This window comes from Bradyrhizobium sp. 164, assembly GCF_023073715.1.
Classification (GTDB): Bacteria; Pseudomonadota; Alphaproteobacteria; order Rhizobiales; family Xanthobacteraceae; genus Bradyrhizobium.
On record NZ_JADPKA010000018.1, the window covers coordinates 216,828 to 240,507 of the forward strand.

Below are 23,680 nucleotides of genomic sequence, written 5' to 3' on the forward strand. Positions count from 1 at the left end.
ATTTGATTTTCAGATGGCGGACACTGACAGATGACGGCGCCGCGACGGTCACTATTCCCGCCGACCCGTGGCAAGGCAAGCTTTGCTTGCGTGTCCGACATGCGTAACATTCGAACCCATGGCTCGACTTTCGGACGGGCATCGCGACCGGGCTGGGCATGGGGAAGCTGATCGACGAGTTCCGCAAGGGCTGGCAGGGCGTGGCACCGCCATCGCTCGGTCTGAGCATCGCCTTCGCGGTCGCCTGCCTGCTGCTCGCGACGCTGTCGCGCTGGGCTCTCGCCCAGGTGCGGCCAGACGTCTACTTCACCCCGTATTTCCCGGCCGTGTTCTTCGCCGCCGCGTTCGGAGGCTTCCGGATCGGCATCGTGACCGCACTTTTCGGCGGCGTGCTCGGCGTGATCGTCAATTTCGGCGATGCCTCTGCCGACCGCGCCCGGTTTGCGCTGCTGACGCTCTATTGGGTGGTCTGTGCACTCACCATCTGGGGTGTCGAGCACTATCGTACCCTGCTGATCGAGCAGCGCCGGATTTCCAAACGCCTGATCGAGGAAGAAGACTATCGCAAGCTGCTGGTCGACGAGCTCCAGCACCGGCTCAAGAACAAGCTGTCGACGGTGCACGCCGTGCTGCACCAGGTGCTGCACGACCAGCCGCAGGTCTGGGCCCGGATCGATCCGAGGCTGCGGTCGCTGGCCAGCACCGACGATTTGATCTCACGGATCGACAAGGCGGGCTGCGACATCCGCGACCTCCTGATCGCGGAGCTCGGGCCTTACGGCCATGTGCGCTTCACCCTCAACGGCGACCGGCTGTTCCTGCCGCCGAAGCTCGCGGTCACGCTGTCACTGATGTTTCACGAGCTCGCCACCAATGCAGGCAAATATGGCGCGTTCTCTGCACCGCGCGGATTGTTGCAGGTGTCCTGGACGGTCACCGGCGATCGCCTGACCATCACTTGGGATGAGACCGAGGGGCCGAGCATCGGCGAGGTGTCGGCACCGGGCTTCGGCACCAAATTGCTGAAGTCGGCGCTAACCGCCTTCGACGGCAAGACCGAGCTCTCATTCTTGAAAACCGGCCTCCATTGCATCATGCAATGCCGTATCCCCAAGAGCGGCTGACGGACAACAAAGTTCGGTCGATCGGGTCACCTCTCCCCGGAGAGAGAGGTGATCGAGCCCGGGGCTCGCATCGGTTCAGCCAAAGCTCATCGCGCCGCCGGATTGTTACAAGCGAAAGAGAACGCGCGCTCCACTCGCAGTTTCCCTGGGCGCATTGACGCTCTGTTAATGACGATCGGCGGCGCGCGTCGCATGGTCGCAAGTTTCGGCCAAAACACCCCCGTATTTCTTCGGACCCCTTAACCAAACTTAAGAGGGAACCGCGCAAGATCGCGTCCATTGCAAAGGCGCGCTGAAACAACAAGATTCATGACTTCTATGAACGACAATAAATATTTTGGCGCGAGCGAAGCCGAGCTCGGATTTCTCAAGGAAATCGTTAGAATGCTGCCGGCCGGCCTGACCGTGCAGGACGCGCACGGCGAGCTGCTGCTGGTTAACGATGCCGCGGCTGCCCAGCTCGGCATCGACGGCAGCCGTCCCTCGCCCGATCTGTCGCCGCGCCGCGAAGCCTGTCGGCAGGCGCTGAGCGCCGGCCAGCCGGTCGTCACCGAGGAAGCCATTCACAACGGCGCCGCGCGCCAGGTGCTGCTCACGACCCATCGTCCCGTCCGCCTCGCCGGACGCGAGCTCCTGATCTCGGCTTCCTCCGACATCACCGAGCAGAAGAATTTCGAGGACCAGCTGTTCCGCTCGGCCTATTTCGACGAGCTGACCGGGCTGCCCTCGCGGCGCGTGATCGAGCATCACGCCAACGGCCTGCTCGCGCGCGATGGCGGCGAGCGGTTCGCGCTGGCCTTTCTCGACGTCGACAATTTCAAGCACATCAACGACTATTACGGCCACGCAGTCGGCGATGCGCTGCTGGTCGAGCTGTCGAAGCGGCTCGGACGCGACTTGCGCGATTCCGACATGCTCTCGCGCATCTCCGGCGACGAATTCCTGCTGCTGCTGTCGCCGATCCAGAGCCAGGAGGAAGTTGCCGAATTCATGCAATCGACCCTGGAGCGGCTCACCGCGCCGTTCTTCATCGACACTTCGGAAGTCTTCGCCTCCACCTCGGTCGGCATCAGCCTCTACCCCGATCACGGACGCAGCTTCGAGACTCTGCGCCAGAACGCCGACATCGCGATGTACCGCATCAAGAACGATGGCAAGGGGTCGGCGGCTTTCTTCGATTCCAGCATGGAGCGAGAGGCGCTGGCGCGAATGAAGGTTGAGCAGTCGCTACGACTTGCCATCCTGGAGAAGCGCTTCTGCTGCGCGTTCCAATCCAAGGTCGACATCAGGACGCAGGCCGTGACGGGCATCGAGGCCCTGGTGCGCCTGCGTGACGACGAAGGCGTGATCCAGGCGCCCGGCTCGTTCATCAACCTCGCCAGCGAGCTCGGACTGATCGATGAGCTGACCCATCTCGTGCTGGCCGAGATCGTCAAGTCGATCGACCTGATCAACGAGACCTTCGGCGCCGAAGCAACCATCAGCATCAACGTCGCCGCCAAGCAGGCCGGCAACCCCGAGTTCATGCGCAGCTTCGCGCAAGCGCTGGACGACACTGGCTTTCCCAGCCGCTTCATGATCGAAGTAACGGAAGACGCCTTTGTCGCCAAGAATCATTTCCAGGCCGAAATCCTGCCGACGTTCCGCAAGCTCGGCGTCGGCATCTCAATCGACGATTTCGGCATCGGCTATTCCTCGCTCTCGGCGCTCGCCGACATCACTGCCGACGAGATCAAGATCGACCGCTCCTTCATCACCGACATCCATAAGCGTCCGCGCAGCCAGGGCATTTTGCGCGCGATCGAATCCTTGAGCGAAGCGCTCGGCATGACCGTGATTGCCGAGGGCCTCGAATCCTACGAGGAGCTCGCCTATCTCCAGGCCGCGACCAAGATCCGCTACGCGCAGGGCTATTACTTCTCCCGGCCGATCTTCCTGGAGGAGCTGAAGCTCGTAACACCAATCTCCAGCGAAGCGCGCGTCAACATGGTGAGCCGCCCGACGCAGCAGAACCGCCAAGGCTATTCGCGGGCGAGCGGGTACCGGCGATAGGGTTGCCTTTCAGGCAGGTAGATTCAAAGCCTGGTAACCCGATCCTGTGATGATTGCGGCGCACCTGCAAGATCTGCTCTGCCGATTTCCTGGGCAGGCGGCAACCGGCGATCAAGACAAGACGCTGTCACAGCTGTCACACATGGTCTCACGCGCCAGACCACCGTAAGGTGGAATTGCAAAGTTTCTCGGCGTGTGCAAATCGCTGTTGCCAGAAGCTTTAAATCAGGAGGGAATATCGTGCGTCGATCATTTATCATGGCAACAGCCGTCCTCGCGCTCGCCGCGGGCGCGTCCGCACGGGCCGACGATCTCAAGATCGCGCTTATCTATGGCAAGACCGGTCCGCTGGAGGCCTATGCCAAGCAGACCGAGACCGGCCTGCAAATGGGCTTTGAATACGCCACCAAGGGCACCATGACGCTCGACGGCCGCAAGATCGTCGTCATCACCAAGGATGACCAGGGCAAGCCCGATCTCGCCAAGGCCGCCCTCGCGGAAGCCTATCAGGACGACAAGGCCGACATCGCGATCGGCACGACCTCGTCGGCCGCGGCGCTCGCCATTCTTCCCGTCGCCGAGGAGAACAAGAAGATTCTGATCGTCGAGCCTGCGGTCGCGGATCAGATTACCGGCGAGAAGTGGAATCGCTACATCTTCCGGACGGCGCGCAACTCCTCGCAGGACGCGATCTCCAACGCGGTCGCCATCGGCAAGCAGGGCGTCACAGTCGCGACGCTGGCGCAGGACTACGCCTTCGGCCGTGACGGCGTCGCCGCCTTCAAGGAGGCGCTCGCCAAGACGGGCGCGACGCTGGCCGCCGAGGAATACGCGCCGACCTCGACCACCGACTTCACCGCCGTCGGCCAGCGCCTGTTCGACGCGCTGAAGGACAAGCCAGGCCGCAAGGTGATCTGGGTGATCTGGGCCGGCGCGGGCAATCCGCTGGCCAAGCTCCAGGACATGGATCCCAAGCGCTACGGCATCGAGCTGTCGACCGGCGGCAACATCCTGCCGGCGCTCGCCGCCTATAAGGGCCTGCCCGGCATGGAAGGCGCGACCTACTATTTCTACGAAATCCCGAAGAACCCGGTGAACGACTGGCTGGTCGCCGAGCACCAGAAGCGCTTCAAAGCGCCGCCGGACTTCTTCACCGCGGGCGGCTTTGCCGCCGCGATGTCCGTCGTCGCCGCCGTCACCAAGGCGAAGTCGACCGACACCGAGAAGCTGATCACGGCAATGGAAGGCCTGGAATTCGATACGCCGAAGGGCAAGATGGTGTTCCGCAAAGAGGACCATCAGGCGCTCCAGAGCATGTATCACTTCAAGGTCAAGGTCGATCCGAACGTCGCCTGGGCCGTGCTCGAGCCGGTGCGCGAGCTGAAGATCGAGGACATGGACGTGCCGGTCCGCAACAAGCGGTAGGGCGGTGGTGCTTCACCTCTCCCGCTTGCGGGAGAGGCCGGGAGAGGGTTTTTCCTCTTGGGGATTCTCGATTGTCGAAACAGCCCTCTCCCCAGCCCTCCCCCCGCAAGCGGGGGAGGGAGCGCAGCGTGATCGCGGATATATCTCCGTTTCCATCATTCGCCGGACTCCAATGCCGCTGACCCTCGAAACCCGCGACCTCACCATCCGCTTCGGCGGCCATGTCGCGGTCAACAACGTCACCTGCACGTTCCGCCCGGGCGAGCTCACCGCCATCGTCGGGCCGAACGGCGCCGGCAAGACCACCTATTTCAATTTGATCTCGGGTCAGCTGCGCGCATCCAGCGGCAGCATCCTGTTCGACGGCATTGATATCACGGGGCAGTCCGCGCCGATGCGGACGCGCGCAGGCCTCGGGCGTGCCTTCCAGCTCACGAATCTTTTCCCGAACCTCACCGTGGAGGAGAACGTCCGCCTCGCGGTGCAGGCTGCGAACGGCACTCATTACGATATGCTGCGGCCCTGGATGGTCCGCCGCGACCTGATCACCCGCGCAGACGGCATCCTCGACCAGGTCGCGCTCGGCAGCCGGCGCGGCGTCGCCGCGACCGCCCTGTCGCATGGCGACCAGCGCAAGCTCGAGGTGGCGCTGATGATGGCGCTGGAGCCGAAGGTGTTCATGTTCGACGAGCCGACCGCCGGCATGAGCATCGACGAGGTGCCCGTCGTCCTGAACCTGATCGCGCAGCTCAAACAGGACCTAAACAAGATCATCCTGCTCATCGAGCACAAGATGGACGTGGTGCGCTCGCTCGCCGACCGCATCATCGTGCTGCATAACGGCCAGCTCGTCGCCGACGGCAGGCCTGCCGAAGTGATCGCCTCGCCGATCGTGCAGGAGGCCTATCTCGGCGTGGCGCCCAAGACGGCTGCAGGGAGTGCAGCATGACCGACCTTTTAAGACTCTCCGGCGTGCACACCCATATCGGCCGCTATCACATTCTCCAGGGCATCGATCTCGCGGTTCCGCAGGGGCAGACCACGATGCTGCTCGGCCGCAATGGTGCCGGCAAGACCACGACGCTGCGCACCATCATGGGCCTGTGGCAGGCCTCGCACGGCGAGATCAGCTTCGCCGGGCAGCGGATCGAGCGCCGCGCCACGCCCGACATCGCGCGGCTCGGCGTCGGTTACGTGCCGGAGAGCATGGCCGTGTTTTCCGACCTCACGGTGAAAGAGAATTTGGTCCTGGCGGCGCGCGATGGTCCGCTGGACGATGCCCAGCTCGACTGGATCTTTGGCTTCTTCCCGGCGCTGCGCCGCTTCTGGCTGTCGCGTGCGGGAAGCCTCTCGGGCGGGCAGAAGCAGATGTTGTCGATCGCGCGCGCCATCATCGAGCCGCGCAAGCTTCTCTTGATCGACGAGCCGACCAAGGGCCTCGCGCCTGCCATCGTCATGGCGCTGATCGAGTGCCTGAAGGAAATCAAGCGCAAGGGCGCGACGATCCTGCTGGTCGAACAGAATTTCTTTGCCGCCCGCGAGCTCGGCGACAACGTGCTGGTGATGGACAACGGTACCATCGTCCATCGCGGCGAGATGGCGGCGCTGGCCGCCGACATGCCGCTGCAAGAGCGACTGCTCGGCCTGAGCCTGGAGGCGCATCAGTGACTGAACTCGCCGCAAATGATCCGCTGCCGAAGCCGAAGCGCGACATCGCACCGATCCTGCTGCCGGTCGCGCTCGCGCTTGTCATGATCCCGCTGATCGGCTCGCCCAGCACCTGGCTGACCTTGACCGCCGCCAGCCTCGCCATGGGCATGATGATCTTCATCATGGCTTCCGGTCTAACCCTGGTGTTCGGCCTGATGGACGTGCTCAATTTCGGCCACGGCGCCTTCATCGCGGTCGGCGCCTATGTCGCGACCCTGGTGCTGGCGCCGTTTGCAGCCTCGATCCAGGCCGATTCGCTGTGGGTGAACCTCGCGGTGCTGGCGCCAGCAGCGCTGCTGTCGATGGCCGTGTCCGGCGCGCTCGGCCTGGTCGTCGAGCGCGTGCTGATCCTTCCTGTTTATGGCCAGCATCTGAAGCAGATCCTGATGACGACCGGCGGCCTGATCGTCGCCGAGCAGACGCTGTATGCGCTGTGGGGACCGCAGATCATCCCGATGCCGCTGCCCACCTCGCTGCGCGGCTCCTTCATTCTCGGCGACGTCGCGATCGCCAAATACCGCGTGCTGGCGATGCTGATCGGCCTCGCCGTCTTCATCGCGATCCAGCTCGTGCTCAACCGCACCAAGCTTGGCCTCCTGATCCGCGCCGGCGTCGAGAACCGCGAGATGGTCGAGGCGCTCGGCTATCGTATCCGCCGCCTGTTCCTGGGCGTGTTCATGACGGGATCGGCGCTCGCGGGCCTCGGCGGTGTGATGTGGGCGCTCTATCGCGAGCAGGTCCATGCCTCCATGAGCGACGAGCTCACCGTGCTGATCTTCATCGTCGTCATCATCGGCGGGCTCGGGTCGATCGGCGGCTGCTTCATCGGCGCCATCCTCGTGGCCATGGTTGCCAATTACGGCGGTTTCCTGGTGCCGAAGCTCGCCCTCGTCTCCAACATCCTGCTGATGGTCGCCATTCTGATGTGGCGGCCGCGCGGCCTCTATGCGGTGACCAGCCGATGATGATCCTCTCAGGCGACCCGCCGCGCAGCCGTGTTCTCACGCTTGTTCTCGTCCTCATCATCCTGGCGCTGGCGGCGACGCCATTCCTGTTCCCGGGCGCCAAGGCGCTCAACGTCGCAGCCAAGATCTGCGTCTTCGCCGCCCTTGTCGCATCCTACGACCTGTTGCTCGGCTATACCGGCTCGGTGTCGTTCGCCCACACCATGTTCTACGGCATCGGCAGCTACGCGATCGCGATCGCGCTGTACGGGATGGGCCCGAACTGGGCCGCGGTCGCGACCGGCATCGTCATCGGCCTGCCGCTCGCGGCCCTGTTGGCGCTCGCGATCGGGCTGTTCTCACTGCGGGTGGCCGCGATCTTCTTTGCCATGATCACGCTCGCGGTCGCCTCCGCCTTCCAGGTGCTGGCCTCGCAGCTGTCCTGGCTGACCGGCGGCGAGGATGGACGCAGTTTTCAGCTTCCCGAGCTGCTGCGGCCCGGCACGGTGCTGGTCTCCAAGAACCTGTTCGGCTTCGAGATCAACGGCCGCATCCTCACCTACTACCTGGTATTCGCCATCTCCGCCCTGATGATCCTCGCTTTGCTGCGGGTGGTGAACTCACCGTTCGGACGCGTGCTCCAGGCCATCCGCGAGAACCGTTTTCGCGCCGAGGCGCTGGGCTTCCGCACCGTCTTCCACCTGACCTACGCCAACTGCATCGCCGCATCGGTCGCTGCGAGCGCCGGCATCCTGAATGCGCTGTGGCTGCGCTATGCCGGGCCCGACACCTCCCTCAGCTTCTCGATCATGCTGGACATCCTGCTGATGGTCGTGATCGGCGGCATGGGCACGATCTACGGCGCGATCATCGGGGCTGCCATCTTCATCCTCGCGCAGAACTATTTGCAGTCGCTGATGGGCGTCGCGTCCAAGGCGGCGTCGGAAGCCGGGCTACCGCTGCTGCCGGGGCTGTTGCATCCCGACCGCTGGCTGCTGTGGCTCGGGCTGCTGTTCATCGCCAGCGTGTACTTCTTCCCGACCGGCGTGGTCGGACGGCTGCGCAATGCCGGCGGCGCCAAGAGCGGCAGCGCCTCGCATTAAGCCGCTGTTAGTGATGCAGCGCAGCGGTTCGCTGCACACAGACGCGATCGCGCGACGGGATTAATGCTCAGGTAACTGGCTTTCCTAAGCTTTAGGCCATTTGTGTGGTGTATTCCTGCTGTTGCGGGAGGGGGAATGCGCCAGGTATTTGCAACGATCGCTGTCGGAATGTCGCAGGCCGCGAGCAACGGCCGGAGGGCGGCCATTCGGCGCGGGCCAGTGCTGTGGCTGACCCTGTGCGGCGTGCTGCTGGTCGCGGGCATCTTCACCGTGACCGCCATGGCCGTCGGCGAGTTTCGCGAGCGAACCCTGGCCAACCGCGAACGCGAGCTGGAAAACACCGTGCAACTGATCGCTCGACACTTCGATCAGCAATTCGAGGATTCCGACGTCGTCGCCACCGATGTAATCGCGCAGATGAACCTGCCGGAGATCAGCTCGCCCGCGATGTTCCGCGAGCACATGTCCGGGCTCGCGACGAACCAGATGCTACGCAGCAAGATCAGTTCGGTGTCCAATCTTGGCGACATCGCGATCTACGACGCCGACGGCGAGCTGATCAACTGGTCGCGGGCCCAGCCGCTGCCGAAGATCAACATCTCTTCTCGCGCCTACTTCCAGTCGTTCAAATCCGATCCCAAGGCCGAGCCGGTCATCCTGGAATCCGTCCGCAGCTACATCATTGGTAAATGGACCACGGTCGTCGCGCGGCGGCTGAACGGCGCCGACGGCTCCTTCCTCGGCGCGATGGTCCGGCGAATTGATCCCGACAGCTACCGGCAATATTTTGCATCTGTCGCGCTTGCCGAGGGGACGGCGATCTCGCTGTTCGATCGCGAAGGCAAGATGCTGGCGCGCTATCCGCACGTCGAAGAATTGATCGGACGGAGCTTCAAGGATGCCCCGCTGATGCGGAAGGTGCTGACCAATGGCGGTCAGCACACGCTTCGCGTCAGGAGTCCGATCGACGGCGAGGAGCGGCTCGGCTCGGCCGCGTCCCTCAATCATTTTCCGCTGGTCATCGTCGCGACCAATACGATGTCGGCTGCGCTTGCCGACTGGCGGCAGCAGACCGGCTTCATGGTCACGACCGCGACGCTTTCGGCCGCTATGATCGCGCTGATCCTGTATCTGATCATCCGGCAGATCAACCGGCAGAGCCGCGAGGCCCAGGAGCGAATCGAATTGGAGCGGCAGCGGCTTGACACTGCCCTCAACAACATGTCGCAGGGGCTGATCCTGTACGATGCCGCCGGATATATCGTCATTTGCAACCGCCGCTACGCGGGCATGTTCGGTCTCTCGCACGACGTCATCAAACCCGGCTGCCACATCCGCGAGGCGATGTATCACCGCAAGGAGCGCGGCGCGTTCGATGGCAATGTCGAGGAATTTTGCGCCGAGGTCATGCGGATCGCGGCGGAAGGCACGGTCTCCACGCGAACTCATCAGCTAGCCAACGGCCGCGCATTCCAGGTCATCAACACGCCACTGGCGCAAGGCGGATGGGTTGCCACGATCGAAGACATTACCGAGCGTCGCAACCTGGAGCAGGAGCGCGACCGCAACCACACCTTCCTGCGCGAGATCATCGACCACATTCCCTCGCAGATCACGGTGAAGGATGCGCGCACGCGGCAATATCTGCTGCTCAATGGCGTCGCCGAACAACTGTTCGGCCAGTCTCGCCAGGATGTCGTCGGCAAGACCGCTTTCGACATCTTCCCTGAGGCGCCTGCCGCCCGTATCACCGAAGATGACAGCAGCGCGCTGAAATCGGCCAAGGGATTGTTCAAGGACGAACACCCCTGGCAGATGCCAGGCATGGGGCTTCGCTACATTACTTCGACCCGGATCGGCATCCGTGACGAAGCCGGCGAGCCGCGCTATCTCATTCATGTCATCGATGATGTCACCGAGCGGCGTCGCGCCGACGAGAAGATCGCGCACATGGCGCATTACGATGCGCTGACTGATCTACCGAACCGCACGCTGTTTCGCGAGCAGATCGAACGCGAGCTGGCGGAGGTCGCCGGCGGCGGGCAGTTCGCGCTGCTCTACATCGACGTCGACGAGTTCAAAGGCATCAACGATTCGCTCGGCCACCATGTCGGCGACGAGCTGTTGAAGGCAATCGCGGGCCGTCTCCGCGGCTGCCTCAAGCAGGGCGATCTGATCGCGCGGCTCGGCGGCGACGAATTCGCGGTCATCCAGACCGGGATCCAGTCCTCCGCCGACGTGGTGTCGTTCGTGACGCGGATGTACGAAGCGATCCGGCAGCCCTATCACTGTCTGGGCCATCAGCTCTCCACCGACGCGAGCATCGGGATCGCGCTGGCACCGCAGGACGGCTCCGATCTCGATCAGCTCATCAAGAATGCCGACCTCGCGATGTACGGCGCCAAGGCCGAAGGACGTCGCACCCACCGCTTCTTCGAGCCGGAGATGGACGCCTGCGCCAAGGCGCGTCTGACCATGGAGCAGGATCTGCGCCAGGCCCTGGTGAACGGCGGCTTCGAGATTCACTACCAGCCGCTGGTCGATCTACGCTCGGGCGAGGTCTCCGGCTGCGAAGCGTTGCTGCGCTGGCGCCATCCCGAGCGCGGCATGGTGTCGCCCGCCGAATTCATTCCAATCGCCGAGGACACCGGCCTGATCAACGAGCTCGGCGACTGGGTGCTGCGCATGGCCTGCAACGAGGCCGCGACCTGGCCGGCGCATGTGCGGGTTGCGGTCAACGTCTCGCCGGTGCAGCTCAAATGCGACACGCTGGCGTTGCGGATCGCCGGCGCGCTCGCCGCCTCCGGGCTCGACCCGCGCCGGCTCGAGCTCGAGATCACCGAGGCCGTGCTGATCCGCGACGACGAGGCGGCGCTCTCGATCCTGCACCAGCTCCGCGCCATCGGCGTGCGCATCGCGCTCGACGATTTCGGCACCGGCTATTCCTCGCTGAGCTATCTGAAGCGCTTCCCGTTTGACAAGATCAAGATCGATCGCTGCTTCGTCGCCGACATCGCGGAGACGAACGGTGCGCCGGTCATCGTGCAGGCCGTGGTGAACATCGCGGCCGCCAGCAGCATGACCACGGTCGCCGAAGGCGTCGAGACCGAAGCCCAGCGCGAGATGCTGCGCAAGCTCGGCTGCACGGAAATGCAGGGCTATCTTTTCAGCGCGCCGAAGCCGGCCAGCGAGGTGCGAAAACTGTTTCGCACAGGCGATGCCGCACCGGTGGCGGCGGTGGCGTGATGACGAAGTCAAAGAGTCCTTCCAAGACCGTCGATGTCGCGGACTCCTACGCGGTGCGGCTGATGCAGCATCTTGTGGTGCCGACTTTCGTGATCGACCCGAAGCGCCGCGTCGTGATCTGGAATCGTGCCTGCGAGCGGCTGACCGGCGTCGCCGCCTCGGAGGTGATCGGCACCAATAAGCACTGGCAGGCCTTCTACGAGACCAAGCGTCCCTGTCTCGCCGACCTGGTCGCTCTCGACCGTCCGGAGCAGCTGCCCGAGTTCTATTCGGAATATGCGGCGCGCGGTCATAACGGCCTCGGCTTTTCCGCGGAGAACTGGTGCGTGATGCCGAAGCTAGGCAGCCAGCTCTATCTCGCCATCGACGCCGGCCCGATCCACGATGAGGCCGGCCAACTGATCGCCGTGGTGGAAACGCTGCGCGACCTCACCGACCAGAAGCGCGCCGAGATGGCGCTGAAGGAGCTCGCCACCAAGGATGGGCTGACCGGCCTGTCGAACCGCCGCTCCTTCGACCAGATGCTGATGAGCGAATGGGCCCGCGCCCAGCGCACGCAGAAGCCGCTGGCAGTGCTGTTCGTCGACGTCGACCATTTCAAGCTGTTCAACGACCGCCACGGCCATCAGGCCGGCGATGAATGCCTGCGCGCGGTCGCCGCTGCCGTCAGCCGGCACGCCGTGCGGCCGCTCGATCTTGCCAGCCGCTATGGCGGCGAGGAGTTCGCGCTGATCCTGCCCGACACGACTTGCGACGCCGCCTGCGTCGTCGCCGACGAGATCCGCTGCGCTGTCATGAGCTTGCGGATCGCCCATGGCGCCACTGGCGCCGGCGACCACGTCACCCTCAGCGTCGGCGTCGCGAGCCACATTCCCGGCGAAGCCGATGGCGGGCCGGACCGGCTGCTCGGCGCGGCCGATCAGGCGCTCTATGCGGCGAAGCGGCTCGGCCGCAACCGCGTCATCTGCGCCGAACGGCTGCTCGCCGAATTCGCCGACCTTGCCCGGGAGGACGAGCCGGTTCCGGCCCCGGTCCGGCGCAAATCGGCTTAATCGCGAGCCGGTGAGAAGCGGTTGCCCGCCCCTCGCCAATCGGCTACATGAAGCCTCACTGCACCCGTAGCTCAGCTGGATAGAGCGTTGCCCTCCGAAGGCAAAGGTCACACGTTCGAATCGTGTCGGGTGCGCCAGCCTTGTCGCCGTTTTCATGCCGGCGCTTAGGTCAGCATCGAGACGATCGTCTGGATCTGGTCGGAGGCGGACGAGACCAGCCCGTCATATGACGTCTGACCATGTGCCGCAGCCTTCAAGATGTATTCCGCTACGGCCGCTTTCAGGCCGAACACCGACTGATCGGCCGGTACGCTCGCCATCACGGCCTCCAGCGCCTGCCGCATCGTCTGAATGAGTTCGGAGCTGTATTGCATTGGCTGTCCTCCGCGGGCTTATATTAGATTGCAGGCCCGCGCTCGCCACTCACAAGCGTGAGATTGCCGGTTGATGATCCGATACATTCCAGAGCGTCGCGCAGCGTCGGGCCATGCGGCTGAGTTCAGCCAGACGATGCCGGCCCCGGTGGCGACGAAGAGCGACAACTGAAACGTCCATCATCTCGCGCTTGACGTCTCTCAAATGTATTATCCTTCCATGACCGGATCCGACACGATGACCGGCGAAGCCTCGCCCATCCGCAAGATCATCCATATCGACATGGATGCTTTCTATGCGTCCGTGGAGCAGCGCGATAATCCGGACCTGCACGGAAAGCCGGTCGCAGTCGGAGGCTCTGCGGAACGCGGCGTCGTCGCGGCCGCCAGCTATGAAGCACGCAAGTTCGGTGTTCGCTCTGCCATGCCATCCGTGACTGCGAAGCGGCAGTGCCCCGATCTGATCTTCGTCAAGCCGCGCTTCGAGGTCTACAAGGCAATCAGCAGGCAAGTCCGCGACATCTTTGCCGAACACACGCCCATCATCGAGCCGTTGTCGCTCGACGAAGCGTATCTGGACGTCACCGAAAACCTGCAAGGCATTCCGCTCGCGCGCGACATCGCCCTGCGCATCCGCGAGAAGATCAAGGCCGAGACGGGCCTCAACGCGTCGGCGGGCATCTCCTACAACAAGTTTTTGGCGAAGCTCGCCTCCGATCATCGCAAGCCCAACGGCCAGTTCGTGATCTCGCCAGAGATGGGACCCGCGTTCGTCGAGACGCTGCCCGTCGGCAAGTTCCACGGGATAGGCCCGGCGACGCGCGCGAAGATGAACGCGCTCGGCATGTTCACCGGTCTCGACATCCGCAACCAGACGCTGGAGTTCATGAATGCGAATTTCGGCAAGTCGGGCGCGTACTATTATTGGATCTCACGCGGGGTGGACGAACGTCCAGTCCGGGCCGACCGGATCCGCAAGTCCATCGGCGCTGAGAACACGTTCTCAAGCGATCTCACCGAATTCGATGCGCTGGTCGCCGAGCTCAGACCTCTCGTTAACAAGGTCTGGCACCATTGCGAGGCCACCGGCAACCGCGGCCGCACCGTCACTCTGAAGATCAAGTTTGCCGACTTCGAGATCATCACGCGCAGCAGGTCCGTCCCGGGGGCGGTTGCGGGACGAGACGAACTGGAGCGGCTGGCCTGCGGCCTGCTCAAAATCGAGATGCCGCTGCCCAAGCGCGTCAGGCTGCTGGGGGTCTCGCTGTCTTCGCTCCAGGCCGGGGACGATGCGCAGCCGCAGCTGACATTGGGCATTTGAACGAGACCGGCGGGGATCCCGGCAAACGCGACATCTTTGTCCGCGACGCGCCTCCAAACCTGTCGTAGAGACAGCAAAACACGACTTTTCGCGATTGATGTTGGAATGCTTGCCCTATTGATACGCCTTGGACTGCGCTTCGAAGACCGCATCGAGGAGCGGCGGTTTGTCGACCAATACGTCCGGGGCAATCTCGGGTGGACGCAGATCGCGATGCTGCTCGGTGCCGCCACCTATGCCGGCTACACCATCTGGGATTGGGTGCTCTACCCCGAAGTCGTTCCGACCACGCTGGCCATCCGCGGCGGCACGGCTCTGTTCGTGCTGCTACCACTGACCGCGCTGCTGTCACGGCGATGGATGAAGCCGTGGGCCGAGACGATCTTCCTGGTCTATTGTGTCATTCCCGGCTGTATCCTGCCGAGCATTTATCTCGTCCTGCCGTCGGGCTTCACGTTTGCCGCTCCGGGCATGATGATGATCATCCTGTTCGTCTCGACCATGCTGCCGTTGCGGATCGGTTCGCTGGCTATTTTCTGTTTGCTCTCCTGGGTGGCGCTGCTGGTGGCCGAGACGTTCGCGCTGGCGATGCCGACGGGCCTGCGATTCATCAATCATTCTCTCGTCGGAAACGCTTACGCATTGTCGCTCTATGCCGTAGCGGCGCGCGAGTACCGGGCGCGAAAGCAATTCCGAACGTCCGAGGCGCTGCAACGGGAAAAAGAACGCTCGGAGAAATCGCTGCGCGATCTACGTGCGGCCCAGGAGCACCTTGTGCAGGCAGAAAAGCTCGCCTCGCTCGGACAATTGGTGGCAGGCGTCGCTCACGAAGTCAGCACCCCGCTCGGCCTGGCCTTGACGACCTCGACGGCCATGCAGACTGATCTCCAAGCAATGGCTGAGGCATTAGGTGGAGTGTCGGTCCGGCGATCCGATTTGACCAAGGGAATTGACAGGCTCAAGCAGGGGCTCGGTCTGACCTTCGATAACCTGCACCGCGCATCCGAAATGGTGCATAGTTTCAGGCAGGTCGCGGTGCATCAAGCCGATGAGGACCGGCGCACCTTCGAGCTCAAGGATTGGCTGTCAGAGTTGATGTCCAAACTCGGGCCGCTATTGTCGCACCACGCCCTGACGGTCGACGTGCAATGCCCGGCCGGAATCACGCTCAACAGCTATCCCGGAGCGCTCGCTCAGGTGATCAGCAATCTCGCTCTCAACAGTGCCGCGCACGCGTACCCTGACAAGAGAGGCGGCAGGTTTGTCATCACCGTTAGCCAACCGGACCCGACGTCAGTCCGCCTGGTCTGCGCCGATGAAGGCATCGGAATTCCCGAGCCATTGCAGGCTCACATCTTCGATCCGTTCGTTACGACCAGCCGGCAGCGTGGCAACGCCGGCCTGGGGCTCCACATCGCGTTCAATTTGGTTGTCTCATCGCTCAACGGGCGCTTGCGCCTCGAGAGCAAGGCGGGTCCGGGAACTCAGATCGCCATCGAGATTCCAGTTTCCTGCGACCACCTTGGAGCCGCCTGGGCATAGAGCGCTCGCGCGCGACTGATGGTGACGGAATTTTTTCAAATCCCGCCACCCATGAAAGTCGATCCGCTCGGGCCGATCAATGCCTCACGTGCTCGAACACCACGATCACGCCGGTCGGCTCGGGCTCGTGCGCCATGAGGCGGGTCAGGTCGGAATCGCCCCAATCGGCGAGGCTGACGACCTCGCCACTCTGGCGGTCGGCGCCGAGCGACGGTGTGGGTTCGAGGACCTTGAGGCCCATCTCGTCGACGAAGAAGGTGTGCTCGCCGAACATGCTGTTGAGCTGCGGCATGGCCGGATGCTCGTCGGGCAGCACCTGAGCGCCGAGTTGGTTGACGGTCTGCTTCACCTGTTCGGATGTGAGCTTCATGAGCTGCTCCGTTCTGTCACGTCGGGTTTCGTTGAGCTGAGCCAGAGCGGACGTTCCCTGCCTCGATGCGCCTGGCTCAAACGTCCGAACAAGTGCTGCGCACAATTGTTCCTGAGAAATGTATTTCGTGATCGCGCGCCGCATCTGCCGCGCTCGCGGCACGAGATCGCCACAGGAACCACACGATCCAGCGACCCGACGGCCTTCCACTAACCCGCTACTCGCTCCGGTCTCCGCCGGCCGACAGCGCGCAGATGCGTGATAGATAGGTGTAGGGTAGGCCGGTCTCCTCGGCCCAGGCGTTGAATTGCGCCTGCACCTTGGCGAGATCACCCTTCGATCTCACCTCTTCGGCAATGTCGAGACCTGCACCGCGCAGGCAGGCGACAACGTCCTTGGAGGTCACAAAACCGTCCCAGCCAACGAAGCGCAGCAGCATCTGGCCGGTGTTGCCCCCTAACCGGCTGCCGCGCTTGGTGAGGAGATCGAGCAGGCCGATCTCGTCGGACGATGGCCATTTCGCCAGAAACTTGCCGAAGCTGCCGTGCTCCTTCGCGATCTCCTGCACGAAAGCGGCATTGTCGCGCACCGACATGATCTTGGCGCCATTGCGTACGATGCGTGTATCGCGCAGCAGGCCTTCCCAATAATCCTCGGGCTGGAAGCTGAGCTTGGCCGGCTGGAAATGCAGGAAGGCGGCTTCGAAACCGGTCCATTTCGACTCGATCACGCTCCATGCAAAGCCGGCGCAGAACACCCGTCTCGTCATCTCGGCGAGGATGCGGTCGTCGCCGAGCTTCGCCAGCCGCTTGAGGTCTGGTCTTGCCGGCATCAACTTCTCCAGCGCCTTGGGCCCACCCTTGCGTTTCTCGGCGCGGGCACGAATGGTCTTGAAGGAGGTCATGCGGACAAGAGCGGTTGAGGGTGCGTCACGAGATCAGAATTCGATGATCTGGTCCAGTCCTGCGCGACCCGGTCGCCATGCGTGCCGCAGCGTGCTCTCGCACCGATGATCATGGCACCGCCGGCGATCGTCTCAGGCCAAGATCGATCACGCGCGTCCCATCATGCTCGCGAGAGCGCGGGCACTCCTCGGGCATGATCGCCTGGAGGCCGCCGAAACGGCGTTCGCGGCCGTGGAAAGCAGCGAGCGCTTCGGCGAGATCGCCCGCGTCGAATTCGGGCCACATCCGCTCTGTGAAGTGCAGCTCGGCATAGGCGCCTTCCCAGAGCAGGAAGTCCGACAGCCGCTTCTCGCCCGAGGTGCGGATGATGAGATCGACGTCGCGCAGGCTGGCCTCGCCGGTGACCAGTTGCGAGAACGCCTCGCGGGTGAGGCTGGTCAGCGCCGCTGCCTTGGCCGCGGCATTGAGGATGGCATCGCGCGCGGAATAGTCGACGGCGATGCGCAAATGCAGCGTGCTGCCATGGGCGGTCGCCTCTTCGGCACGCGCGATCGCGCTGGCGATGCCGTCGGGCAGACGGTCGCGACGGCCGATCACGGTTAGGCGCACGCCGTTCTTGACCAGGCTCTGCACTTCATTGGAAAGATAGAAGCGCAGCAACGTCATCAGCGCGGCGACCTCGGCCTTGGGCCTTCGCCAATTGTCGGTGGAGAAGGCGTAGAGCGTCAGCGTGCCGATGCCCTGCTTTGGCGCGGCCTCGACGATGCGGCGGATGGTCTCGACGCCGGCCTCGTGGCCGCGCAGGCGCGACAGGCCGCGCCGCGTCGCCCATCGACCGTTGCCGTCCATGATGATGCCAACGTGAAGCTTGTCGTCGAACACAGGCTTACTTTGCATTACAAAGTCTCCGGTCAAAAAAGGGGATCAAGCCGAAGCGAAGCCGAGACGGCCGAGCGGCGGGGCCTCGCGGCCGGCGGCCTTGGCGGCGTCGCGCACGAGGCGTTCGAGCACGGCGAGATAATCGAGGAAACGGCGGCGGCCGGACTTGGTAAGACGACAGGTCGTGTGCGGGCGATTGCCCTCATAACCCTTGGTCACCTCGACGAGGCCGGCCTCCTGGAGCACGGCGATGTGCCGGCTGAGATTGCCGTCGGTGAGGCCGCAGAGCTGCTTGAGGTCGGCGAATGCCAGCCCCTTGGGGTGCGCCATCAACGAGGTCAGCAGGCCGAGCCTCGCCTTCTCGTGGATGACGCGATCAAGCCCCTCATAGGAGAAGGGCGCGCTGTCAGACTTCGACATCATGGTCTCCGGATGCGAAATACAGAATGGCAGCCATCACCGACTGTCCGATCACGAAGGGCAGACCCATGGTCCATGGCGACAGCATCTTGGTCTGGCTCGCCAGCGTCACCACCGCAAAGCCGGACACGAAATACCAGGCGCCAACGAGCGCGACGGTGCGCGGCAGCGTGCGGACGGAGGCGAAGATGCCGAGCGACACCAGGATCTGCCACAAGCCGGGCAACAGCCACAGCGTTTCGGCCGCGAACTTCCACATCACCACCGCAAGCAGCACGCCGGCAGCGCCTGCCGGCAGGAACTGCTCGACCGCCTGGTAGATCATGGCATCGGCAAGACCGGAATGATGGCGGCGCGAGCGTGCGCGCATCTCGATCCCGATCAGGAGGCCGGAGAGCGCGGCGGCAATGAACCAGCCGGTGAAGAAGGCGAGCGGCTGGCTGGTGGGATCGCCGATCAGCCAGAATTGCAGGATCGCAGTGATGAGCGCGACGGCACCTGTCGCCGCCATAGTCGCCGGGCCGTAGCCGCGGAACGCGGTGCCCGCCGCGATCTGGCTGCGGATCGCCACGATATCGGCCAGTGCCTTGTCGAGATCGCGCATTGGCAATGCCAAAATCTCGTTCCGCTCATGCTTCCCGGGATCATTCCCGCCGCTTTGTATTGCAAAGTATATGGCACTGCAAAGTAAAGGCAAGCCCGAATGTCGCGGCAAGGAGATCTTGTCCGCGCGGGCAACTGCCGGTTGCGTTGCCGATCCCGCCACGGCTAAGATGCAGCCAAAGCATTCCCGGGGGCTGGTATGTGGCTTAAATCGTTTGTCGTTGCGTCTTTGTTGCAAGTGGGTGTCATCAACGCCGCGCGTGCGGCGGGACCGTTCGGCTCCGTCAATGTCGGCAACTGGATCGGCGGCGCCTTCAGCAATGACCAAACGGGCGGCTTCTCCCATTGCGCTGCGACGACGCCCTATGCGAACGGCGTCATCCTCGTCGTCAGCCAAAACGCCGCCGGCACCTGGTCGCTCGCCTTTGCGAGTCCCGGTTACCGCTTCAACAAGGGCGAGAACGCCGCGATCGACGTGACCTTTGACGGGCAGGAGCAAGCTAGGCTGTACGCTACGGCGTATCAGTCCAACATGCTCACGGCCATTATGCCGCTCAATGTCGTGCGTACGTTTCAAAAGGCGAGCCTTATGGTGGCAACAGCCGGCCGCGCCGTACTGAATTTCGATTTGACATCGACCGGGCCGGTCATCGCGGCATTGGCCAATTGCGTGAGCAAGGTGAAGGCCGACGGGCTCGACAAGGCCGGCGACTTCACCAAGGGTGCGGCCAAGCCGGCGGCCACGGCGGAGAAGCAGGCGTCTCCGCCGGCTGGAAGCAAAGTTGCCAGGGCCAGGAGCGGCACCGGCTTTGTGGTCAGCGCCAGCGGGCATGTTGTCACCAACAATCACGTGATCAATGGCTGCGTCGGCGACATCAGGGGCAATCTCACCGGCGAGGCCGCAATGGTGCTGCGCGTCGTTTCGACCGACGCCAACAATGATCTTGCTCTCCTTCAGGCGCCGTCGCCGACGGCATTCAAGGACTTTGCCCGGATCCGCGACCGCTCGTTTCACTCCGGCGATTCCGTCGTCGCGATCGGCTTTCCCTACCACGGACTGCTCAGCTCGGACTTCACCGTGACGACCGGTATCGTGAGCTCGCTCAGCGGCATGCGCAATGACACGCGTTTTCTGCAAATCAGTGCACCCGTGCAACCCGGCAATAGTGGCGGCCCGCTGTTCGACACCACCGGCCAGATTGTGGGCGTGGTCACCGGCAAGATCCCCGGATTGCGCATCGCCGCTGCGACCGGCGATATTCCCGAGAACATCAACTTCGCCATCAAAACCGGCGCGCTACGCGATTTCCTCGACAATTCCGTGGTGCCCTACCAGACCGCCGAGCCGAAGGGCGAGCTCAAGACCACCGACATCGCCGGCAATGCCCGCGCCTACACGATGCTGATCTCGTGCAATGCGACCGAGCAGGCCGACGCGAAGCGGTAGAACGGCGGCTGGGGGCGTCCCACACGCCGCCATCGTCCCGACGAAAGCCAGGACGACATGGCTGAACGAGGCGGCCTCTCAGCCGTGACAGCACGCCTCCTTCGCCGCCTGCGGTTCGTACTCGTCGCGCAGGCGAACCCAGTCCATCGGATAGGGCAAACCGTCCTCGTGACGGCCGAGCGGCGTAAGGTCGAGGTACTGATAGGCGGCATTCATCATATCGAGGCCGCGGGCGAAGCATGAGTAGGTGTGGAAGATCTCGCCCGCCTCGTTGCGAAAGAACACGCTGATGCCGGGCAGCTCGGGTCCATAGAACGGCGTGGTGCCGAAATTGTACTTCGGCACGCCCTTGTCGATCTGTTCGCGCGTGAACGAGACTTCATAATCGTAGTTGAAGTCGTTGCTTCCCGAGGAGACCCAGTCGAAGGTCCAGCCCATCCGCTTTTTGAACGCGTCGAGCTTGGCAACAGGCGCGAGCGAGATCGCAACCATGCTGGTGTCGCGCGCCGCCAGGTGCGGCACCATGCGCTCGAAACCGTCGGCCCAGAACGAGCAGCTCTTGCAGGCGGCGTCCCAATCGGGTGCGAACATCACGTGCTGCACCACGAGCTGCGGCCGGCCCTTGAAGAGATCGCCGAGCGTCAGCTTGCCGTTCGGTCCGTCGAACACGTAGTTCTTGTCGACCTTGACCCAGGGCAATGCACGGCGCTCCTCGGCCAGACGCTCGCGGGCGGCAGTGAGCTCCTTTTCATGGGCCAGATGAACCTTGCGGGCGGCGATCCATTGCTCGCGCGAGACGATCTGATGTTGCTGCATGGTATCCTCCTCTGATCGGGGTGAGCCGACGAAGGCGTCGAGCTTGTCGAAGAACGAGCTCCAGCCGCGCAAATGATTGTCGCGGGCGGTTTCGTCGAAGAACTGGGCATGATGGAAGACCATCAAGGTGCCGGCGCTGTCCGGCTTCAGCGTGATCGTCACCAGCGATTCGCGTTCCGGCGTCGAATGCCAGGCCCAGGTGAAGACCAGCCGCTCGTTCGGCACGACGTCGCGATAGGTACCGCCGGCCTCGAAATATTCGCCGTCGTCACGGGTGAAGCCGATGCGAAAGCTGCCGCCGGTGCGAACGTCGAGCTCGGCCCGAAGCGTCGCCGGCTTCATGTTCGGCGGCCCGAACCATTGCGCTAGCTGCTCGGCTTGCGTCCAGGCCGCGTAGACCTTTTCCGGCCGCGCGCGGAGCCGGCGCGTGAGCGTGAGGCTTGGACTTTCCTTTGGGCGTTCGGTTGAGCATTCGGCGGCGGCTGCGTTGGCCATGTCTCTTCCTCCACAAAGGCGGCGAGGCGATCGAGATTGTCGGACCAGAATTGGGCGTAGCGATTGAGCCAGTTCATCGCCTGCTCCATCGGCTGCGCGGTGAGCCGGCAGGCGACCGTTCGCCCGGTCTTCTCCCGCACGATCAGACCCGCATCCGTGAGCACGTCGAGATGCTTCATGATCGCCGGCAGCGAGATCGGGAACGGTGCGGCCAGCTCGCTCACCGACAGGGCGTCCTGCTCGCCGAGCCGCGCCAGCAGGGCACGCCGCGTCGGGTCGGATAGCGCCGCAAAGGTCCGGTCCAGCGTCTCGTCCTGATACTTAACCATTAGGTTTAGTATAGCCGCGAACGGTGACGCGTCAAGCGAGAAAGCCCGCACGCGGTTCTGCAAGAGCGCGTGATCAGGCAGCGGTCAGTGGGACGTGGGGCGCGGCTCGTACGGCGCGACGGCCCGCCTGCGGTGCACCCGCGGCTGCGGTTGCAGCGGCTGCAGCTGGCCGTAGCCGAAACGGGGATTGCGATCGCAGAACAGCAGCCGGCCGGAGACGCTGGCCTGACATTGTTCATAGGTGCTGTAGGCGCATTCACCGGGATAGTCATACTCGCCGCCCTGGGCACACCAGGGATAGTCGCGCGCGGCGGCTGGAGGAATGGCGGCGAAACCGGCAAGGACCGTCACGCCGAGCGTCAGCAGCGCCAATCGGATATTGCGCATGATCCAACTCCTCTCCTGCTGGCGTGAGATACGCCACCATCCTCATCAGGTTTGGTCGCGCCAATTTATTCCAGATCGAGTGTAGCGCGCGTAAGAAAAAAGCCCTGCCGGACGGCAGGGCTTCAAGCGCGTTGATCACAAGATATCTACTCGACCTTCAGGCCGGCGAACTCGACGACCTTCTTCCATTTCTCGGTTTCGGCCTTGATCTCCTCACCGAACGCCTCGGGCGTCTGCACCCGCGGCTCGCCGCCGAGCTCGACCAGACGCTTGGTCATGTCGGGCTCCTTCATCAGCGCGTTGACCTCATTGTTGAGCTTGGCGATGATCTCCTTGGGCGTGTTCTTGGGTGCGCCCATACCGAACAACGCGCTGGCCTCATAACCCTTGACGGTCTCGGCGATCGCGGGCACGTCGGGCAATTGCGCAGAGCGTTCCGTGGTGGTGACGCCGATTGCACGCAAGCTGCCGGAACGGATGTGCTGGATGATCGAGGGCATGTTGTCGAAGATCACCTGCACCTGGCCGCCGAGCATGTCGGTGATCGCGGGCGCCGCGCCGCGATACGGCACGTGCTGCATCTTGCAGCCGGTCATGGCCATGAACATCTCGCCGGACAGATGCACCGAGGTGCCGTTGCCGGACGAGGCCATGTTCACCTTGCCGGGATTGGCCTTCACATATTCGATGAACTCGGCGACGGTCTTGGCCGGCACGTCCTTGTTGACCGTCATCACATTCGGCACACGCTGGAACGAGGCGACCGGGGCAATGTCGCGCACGAAGTTGAACTTCAGGTTGGTATAGAGCGAGGCGTTGATGTAGTTGGCCGGGTTGACCAGCTGCAGCGTGTAGCCGTCGGGCTCGGCGTTGACGACCGATTCGGTGGCGATATTGTTGCCGGCGCCCGGCTTGTTCTCGATCACGAATTGCTGGCCTAGCCTTTCCGACAGCCGCTGGCCGATCAGCCGCGCCAGGATGTCGGTGGCCCCGCCCGGCGGATAGCCGACCACCCATTTCACCGGACGGGCCGGATAATCGGCGGCAAGGGCCTTGGACAGCGGGGCGGCTGCAAGCGGACTGGCGGCGAGCAGGCCCAGCGCGGTACGGCGAGTGATCATCTCAAGGGTTCTCCC

22 protein-coding genes, 1 tRNA gene and 1 pseudogene are annotated in these 23,680 nt (G+C 63.6%); 13 read left to right on the forward strand and 11 right to left on the reverse strand.

The features are described from left to right. The first annotated feature begins 158 nt into the window (after nt 1–158). The 10 genes from IVB01_RS07150 to IVB01_RS07195 all read left to right on the forward strand — a co-directional run bounded on the left by IVB01_RS07150 (nt 159) and on the right by IVB01_RS07195 (nt 12,793). Entirely contained in the window at nt 159–1,124 is a 966-nt protein-coding gene (locus IVB01_RS07150) for a sensor histidine kinase (RefSeq protein WP_247282001.1), read from the forward strand. Nucleotides 1,125–1,442: 318 nt separating this feature from the next. Next, nucleotides 1,443–3,176: an EAL domain-containing protein gene (locus tag IVB01_RS07155; RefSeq protein WP_247282002.1), complete on the forward strand. Its 1,734-nt coding sequence runs from the start codon at nt 1,443–1,445 to the stop codon at nt 3,174–3,176. Nucleotides 3,177–3,416: 240 nt separating this feature from the next. After that, nucleotides 3,417–4,601 (forward strand): substrate-binding domain-containing protein, encoded by a 1,185-nt coding sequence (locus tag IVB01_RS07160; protein ID WP_247282003.1) that lies wholly within the window; start codon nt 3,417–3,419, stop codon nt 4,599–4,601. Between the two features lie 172 nt (nt 4,602–4,773). Further along, a complete protein-coding gene (locus tag IVB01_RS07165; protein ID WP_247494327.1) occupies nt 4,774–5,550 on the forward strand; it encodes an ABC transporter ATP-binding protein in 777 nt (258 codons plus the stop codon). Continuing rightward, nucleotides 5,547–6,269 (forward strand): ABC transporter ATP-binding protein, encoded by a 723-nt coding sequence (locus IVB01_RS07170; protein ID WP_247282005.1) that lies wholly within the window; start codon nt 5,547–5,549, stop codon nt 6,267–6,269. Before IVB01_RS07165 ends, IVB01_RS07170 begins: the two co-directional genes overlap by 4 nt. Continuing rightward, nucleotides 6,266–7,276: a branched-chain amino acid ABC transporter permease gene (locus IVB01_RS07175; protein ID WP_247282006.1), complete on the forward strand. Its 1,011-nt coding sequence runs from the start codon at nt 6,266–6,268 to the stop codon at nt 7,274–7,276. The genes IVB01_RS07170 and IVB01_RS07175 overlap by 4 nt, the downstream gene beginning before the upstream one ends. After that, entirely contained in the window at nt 7,273–8,358 is a 1,086-nt protein-coding gene (locus IVB01_RS07180; RefSeq protein ID WP_247282007.1) for a branched-chain amino acid ABC transporter permease, read from the forward strand. The genes IVB01_RS07175 and IVB01_RS07180 overlap by 4 nt, the downstream gene beginning before the upstream one ends. Before the next feature lie 135 nt (nt 8,359–8,493). Further along, entirely contained in the window at nt 8,494–11,604 is a 3,111-nt protein-coding gene (locus tag IVB01_RS07185; protein ID WP_247494328.1) for an EAL domain-containing protein, read from the forward strand. Next, nucleotides 11,604–12,656 carry a diguanylate cyclase gene (locus IVB01_RS07190; RefSeq protein WP_247282009.1) on the forward strand — a complete coding sequence of 351 codons (1,053 nt, stop codon included), beginning with the start codon at nt 11,604–11,606 and terminating at the stop codon, nt 12,654–12,656. Before IVB01_RS07185 ends, IVB01_RS07190 begins: the two co-directional genes overlap by 1 nt. Nucleotides 12,657–12,716: 60 nt before the next feature. Further along, a tRNA-Arg gene (locus IVB01_RS07195) sits at nt 12,717–12,793 on the forward strand. Between the two features lie 27 nt (nt 12,794–12,820). Here the strand turns inward: IVB01_RS07195 and IVB01_RS07200 are convergent. Then, a complete protein-coding gene (locus IVB01_RS07200) occupies nt 12,821–13,030 on the reverse strand; it encodes a hypothetical protein (RefSeq protein ID WP_247282010.1) in 210 nt (69 codons plus the stop codon). Between the two features lie 220 nt (nt 13,031–13,250). Between IVB01_RS07200 and dinB the strand changes: the two genes are divergently transcribed. Together dinB and IVB01_RS07210 are read left to right on the forward strand one after the other, a co-directional pair. Beyond that, nucleotides 13,251–14,351, forward strand: coding sequence for a DNA polymerase IV (dinB, locus tag IVB01_RS07205; protein WP_247418284.1), 1,101 nt, complete (start codon nt 13,251–13,253; stop codon nt 14,349–14,351). A 105-nt stretch (nt 14,352–14,456) separates the two neighbouring features. Next, nucleotides 14,457–15,893 carry a HAMP domain-containing sensor histidine kinase gene (locus tag IVB01_RS07210; protein ID WP_247282011.1) on the forward strand — a complete coding sequence of 479 codons (1,437 nt, stop codon included), beginning with the start codon at nt 14,457–14,459 and terminating at the stop codon, nt 15,891–15,893. A gap of 76 nt (nt 15,894–15,969) precedes the next feature. Here IVB01_RS07210 and IVB01_RS07215 read toward each other — a convergent pair whose 3' ends face one another. The 5 genes from IVB01_RS07215 to IVB01_RS07235 all read right to left on the reverse strand — a co-directional run bounded on the left by IVB01_RS07215 (nt 15,970) and on the right by IVB01_RS07235 (nt 19,071). Beyond that, nucleotides 15,970–16,263, reverse strand: coding sequence for a hypothetical protein (locus IVB01_RS07215; protein ID WP_018319488.1), 294 nt, complete (start codon nt 16,261–16,263; stop codon nt 15,970–15,972). Nucleotides 16,264–16,480: 217 nt separating this feature from the next. After that, entirely contained in the window at nt 16,481–17,167 is a 687-nt protein-coding gene (locus IVB01_RS07220) for a DNA-3-methyladenine glycosylase I (RefSeq protein ID WP_247282012.1), read from the reverse strand. Between the two features lie 109 nt (nt 17,168–17,276). Further along, nucleotides 17,277–18,065: a di-trans,poly-cis-decaprenylcistransferase gene (locus IVB01_RS07225; RefSeq protein WP_247418271.1), complete on the reverse strand. Its 789-nt coding sequence runs from the start codon at nt 18,063–18,065 to the stop codon at nt 17,277–17,279. A 27-nt stretch (nt 18,066–18,092) separates the two neighbouring features. After that, a complete protein-coding gene (locus tag IVB01_RS07230) occupies nt 18,093–18,467 on the reverse strand; it encodes a transcriptional regulator (RefSeq protein WP_247282057.1) in 375 nt (124 codons plus the stop codon). Further along, nucleotides 18,454–19,071: a hypothetical protein gene (locus IVB01_RS07235; protein WP_247282014.1), complete on the reverse strand. Its 618-nt coding sequence runs from the start codon at nt 19,069–19,071 to the stop codon at nt 18,454–18,456. The genes IVB01_RS07230 and IVB01_RS07235 overlap by 14 nt, the downstream gene beginning before the upstream one ends. Before the next feature lie 198 nt (nt 19,072–19,269). On the opposite strand from IVB01_RS07235, the gene IVB01_RS07240 reads away from it, so the two are divergent. After that, on the forward strand, nt 19,270–20,517 hold the full coding sequence (locus IVB01_RS07240; RefSeq protein ID WP_247282015.1) for a serine protease: 1,248 nt from the start codon (nt 19,270–19,272) through the stop codon (nt 20,515–20,517). 78 nt (nt 20,518–20,595) lie between these two features. Here the strand turns inward: IVB01_RS07240 and IVB01_RS07245 are convergent, their stop codons facing one another. From IVB01_RS07245 to IVB01_RS07265, 5 genes and pseudogenes are all read right to left on the reverse strand, one after another. Further along, nucleotides 20,596–21,333: a DUF899 domain-containing protein gene (locus IVB01_RS07245; protein ID WP_247282058.1), complete on the reverse strand. Its 738-nt coding sequence runs from the start codon at nt 21,331–21,333 to the stop codon at nt 20,596–20,598. An 87-nt stretch (nt 21,334–21,420) separates the two neighbouring features. Next, nucleotides 21,421–21,687 (reverse strand): annotated as a pseudogene (locus tag IVB01_RS07250) (SRPBCC domain-containing protein); the annotation flags it as partial. 11 nt (nt 21,688–21,698) lie between these two features. Beyond that, nucleotides 21,699–22,157, reverse strand: coding sequence for a metalloregulator ArsR/SmtB family transcription factor (locus IVB01_RS07255; protein ID WP_247282016.1), 459 nt, complete (start codon nt 22,155–22,157; stop codon nt 21,699–21,701). Between the two features lie 84 nt (nt 22,158–22,241). Further along, entirely contained in the window at nt 22,242–22,544 is a 303-nt protein-coding gene (locus tag IVB01_RS07260; RefSeq protein WP_247282017.1) for a DUF3551 domain-containing protein, read from the reverse strand. A 146-nt stretch (nt 22,545–22,690) separates the two neighbouring features. After that, complete coding sequence (locus tag IVB01_RS07265; RefSeq protein ID WP_247282018.1) at nt 22,691–23,665, reverse strand: tripartite tricarboxylate transporter substrate binding protein; 975 nt, start codon at nt 23,663–23,665, stop codon at nt 22,691–22,693. Between the last annotated feature and the right edge of the window lie 15 nt (nt 23,666–23,680).